This is a genomic window from Phocaeicola sp., from assembly GCF_048170425.1.
GTDB lineage: Bacteria > Bacteroidota > Bacteroidia > Bacteroidales > Bacteroidaceae > Phocaeicola.
Genome location: NZ_DBEXBB010000241.1, coordinates 1 through 3,566, shown reverse-complemented (window position 1 = coordinate 3,566; position 3,566 = coordinate 1). Strand labels below are relative to the sequence as shown.

General features: G+C 43.2%; 5 protein-coding genes and 1 tRNA gene. All 6 read right to left on the bottom strand.

The annotated features are described in order from the left end of the window. Positions 1-104: 104 nt before the first annotated feature. Positions 105-524, bottom strand: coding sequence for a tyrosine-type recombinase/integrase (locus tag ACMJ0U_RS09595; RefSeq protein ID WP_417129742.1), 420 nt, complete (start codon positions 522-524; stop codon positions 105-107). Between the two features lie 27 nt (positions 525-551). Continuing rightward, the gene (locus tag ACMJ0U_RS09590) at positions 552-989 is read right to left on the bottom strand and encodes a hypothetical protein (protein WP_417129741.1); all 438 of its coding nucleotides are present in this window, start codon (positions 987-989) and stop codon (positions 552-554) included. Positions 990-1,118: 129 nt separating this feature from the next. Next, a tRNA-Trp gene (locus ACMJ0U_RS09585) sits at positions 1,119-1,191 on the bottom strand. Positions 1,192-1,264: 73 nt separating this feature from the next. After that, positions 1,265-1,861 carry a uracil-DNA glycosylase family protein gene (locus ACMJ0U_RS09580; protein WP_417129740.1) on the bottom strand — a complete coding sequence of 199 codons (597 nt, stop codon included), beginning with the start codon at positions 1,859-1,861 and terminating at the stop codon, positions 1,265-1,267. Then, entirely contained in the window at positions 1,858-2,487 is a 630-nt protein-coding gene (locus ACMJ0U_RS09575; RefSeq protein WP_417129739.1) for a hypothetical protein, read from the bottom strand. The genes ACMJ0U_RS09580 and ACMJ0U_RS09575 overlap by 4 nt, the downstream gene beginning before the upstream one ends. A 46-nt stretch (positions 2,488-2,533) precedes the next feature. After that, positions 2,534-3,566, bottom strand: a 1,033-nt coding sequence (locus ACMJ0U_RS09570) for an alanine/glycine:cation symporter family protein (RefSeq protein WP_417129738.1), incomplete at its 5' end; no start/stop codon positions are given.

The following is a 3,566-nucleotide window of genomic DNA, read 5'->3' as shown; positions in this document are numbered from 1 at the left end:
TCTTAGTCGGAGTATTTCCCCCGTTTTGGCTGCCAAACCTTATTTTCGGGGGAATACCTAAAGATACAAAAAAGCCAACTAATTCGCAATACTTTTTGTATGAATTAGTTGGCTAATTTTATACTATTTACTGAGTGTCCCGACTTAATCAGTGCATCATTCAGTCCGACCATGCCATCCTTCCGGTTCTTGCTGATACTGGAGCCGATAAATACTTTCTGTTCCTTCAGGTTGATGTCAGCCAATCGGATATTGGAAATCTCATCCGGACGGATAAAGGTGTAATAAGCAAACTGACACAAGAACAAGAAATGTGGATTCTCTTTCTGGAGATACTTCTTGAATTTCTGAATATCCGGAACCGTCAGGGCAGAACGTTTCTTCTCTTCTTCTGCCAGCTGTCGAATCTTCTCAACCGGATTATGAGTAAGGTATTGCTTTTCCATCATCCAGTTACAGAGTGAAGACAACCAGGTACGGTAGTTATTCCGGGTTCTGGCCGATGAATCCCGGTCAAGCAGCACGTAGTCCAAGAAGTCAGAGATAAAAGACTAATCAATCTGATACGCATACACGATGGCCGGAATATGTTTGGCTGTATACTCCTCAAATACCCGCAGGCGCTTCTCATAATCCTTCAGAGTATTCTCCTTAATGGTGCCAGCTGCATACAGTTTGCCCAGATATATATGATACCTTTGGATAATATCTATATACGGGGTGTATTGCCTGGAGTTCTCCACATTAGCCCAGGGATTCCATCCGAAACGAAGCTTTACATTAAGATTGGTGATGATTTCATTTGCCCGACGGCGACGGTCGGTCAGCTTGGGTATTCCATCCAGCATATACTTTTTCCGCTTCATTTTCTGTCCCAGCGGATCGTATGCCGTGAAGTCAATATACCATGTCTTACCTGCATGTAACTTGGGTTCTGTGTACGAAATTACACTCTGAATCGATGCGTTTTTTCTAAGTGATGAACACATTTTTTTCTACGTTTTTCGAATTCGAAAACGCAGTACGGTTTGACATCATGAAAATTGGTTGTCCGAAATTTGTCCGACCTATAAACGGACAAAAGCTGCAACTTATTCAGTTACAGCTTTTTATCTCGGCACGGGAAGAGAGGCTCGAACTCCCGACACTCGGTTTTGGAGACCGATGCTCGACCAACTGAGCTATTCCCGTGTTTGCGTTTGCAAAAGTAGTATAAATTTGGGAAACTGCAAGGGATTTTGAAAAATATTTCCCAATATTCTCTCTACAATAAAGATAAGTCGTTGAACATCTGACGATAATACGCTGCTTTTTTTTCAAGTTTTAAAGGATAGGCTCGACTGGAAGACGGCATACGATAGAGGGTTAGTTCACGATCTCTAAAGTGAAACCTACTTCCCCCTCCTACTGAAGGCTCTTTCGCTTCCATCTGTTCACAAAACACATCCGTTGCTTTCTGACCGGTAGTTACCACTGCCCGACAGGAAGGAAGCTGCTGAAGAAGCAGACCAATATCCGTGGGCGAAACGACCTCTAAAAACTTGTCAGACGCATTGTCCTGCAACCGACGCACACACGAAGCCGTATCGTACAAGGCAATCCCTTTTTCACGCAAGAAAGCAACAATACGTTCTTTGTCAAAAACCTTTTCAGGACTGAGAAAATAATCCTTTTCGCCAAAGAAAATGAAGCCGAAAATACGCCACATATCATTCTGCAAGTTAGGATAAAAGAAATCCATACTCCAGCGTTTTTTCTGCGGAGGAAAACTTCCCAACATCAGCAGGACTGCATTTTCTGGAAGAAAGGGTTCCAGCGGATGATGCTCCACTCCTGAAAGCAAATGCTCGTCCAACGTCATGCTTTTGGTTTAGGTTCCTTCTTAGCCAGCAATACGATGTTATAGACATATTCTGTCATCCAGCTTTCAGAATAGCCCAGCGCATGCTGATACTGACGAATGTTTCCGCAAGTCTTACGTACGCCATCATCCTTCCAGTCTACTTTTGTCAGGATGTCGTGTACGGCTTTTTCCGTCATGTTACGAAGCATCTTCTTAAACACACCCGGCATACGGAACTTCCATTGCATCAGGTTGCCGATAACCATCATCAAATCCTGGCTGAATCCCTGGAACATGAAAAGATAATTCTTTATATCGTTCACATTGCGACAGTTGCGCTTGATAGATCCGTCGATTTCCTTGAAAAAGATTTCAGGCAGACCATAAATATCCATCAGCATCTTGCGGCAGCGTGTACGCTCTGCGATACCAAGTTTGTTATTCTGCGTAGGAACCTTCAATGTACGTTTAAATACAGCCAAATCCGGCAGAAAGTTAATGTTACTGATACCCAGCTGAGCCGCCATTACTGCCTGATAGTATACACGAATCAGCGTCATGAAGTCTTCCATTCCACCCACACGTACCGTTTCATCAGCACCTTCTGCTGTTTTCTTGCCTAATAGTTTTGAAAATATACTCATACTTGTACTTTTTATTGTTTTTTGATTTGCAAAGATACGAAAATAGTTACCAACATTCTAAATCCTGCTCAATATCTTTCATCTGCTCTTTGTGAAAGACTGGACTTTTGATGCCTTTCCGCTTCTGTGCCAAGTAATCATCGAGCAAACGGAAAGCATATTTGCCAAGTAAGGATATTGCAACCAGATTACAAATGGACATTAAAGCCATAGTAACATCAGCCAAGCTCCATACCAGATTCAGACTTGCCAATGAACCAAACAAAACCATCCCTCCAACCAACATACGGTATAAAACTACCGGCCACTGACGAGAAGTGAAAAAGCGGATATTAGCTTCTCCGTAATAATAGTTTCCTAAAATGCTGCTGTAAGCGAAAAAAAGAGTAGCAATGGCAACGTAGACGCCTCCAATATTACCAACCTCACTGGTCAGCGCCGCTTGGGTCAACTGAATACCATCCAGGCCACTACCAATATAATCCTCACCGAACAAAATGATAAAAGCTGTACACGAACAAATAAGCAGAGTATCTGTAAACACTCCCAGTGCCTGAATAAATCCTTGTTTAGCGGGATGGGTTACATGAGCCGTTGCCGCAGCATTGGGGGCAGATCCCATACCGGCCTCATTGCTGAAAAGTCCCCGTTTAATCCCTTGCATCAGAGCCGCTCCTATTCCGCCACCAACTGCCTGATGCCAGCCAAAAGCATTACCGACAATTTGTTCAACAACTGCTGGAATACGGTCAATGTTAGCCAATACAACAAACAAAGCCAATGCAATATAACCGACAGCCATGACAGGAACAATGATACTACTGATAGCAGCAATACGATGTACTCCTCCAAAAATGACGACAAGGGTTAATACCGAAATGACAATTCCCGAGTTCAAAGGCTCTACAGAAAAAGCACTTTGCAAGGCAGCACTCATGGTATTACTTTGCACCGAATTGAATGCAAGACCAAACGTGACCGTAATCAGTACAGCAAAAAGTACTCCCATCCAACGTTTCTTCAATCCACGCTCCATGTAATAGGCAGGGCCTCCGACATAGGAATGTTTTCCTTTGACT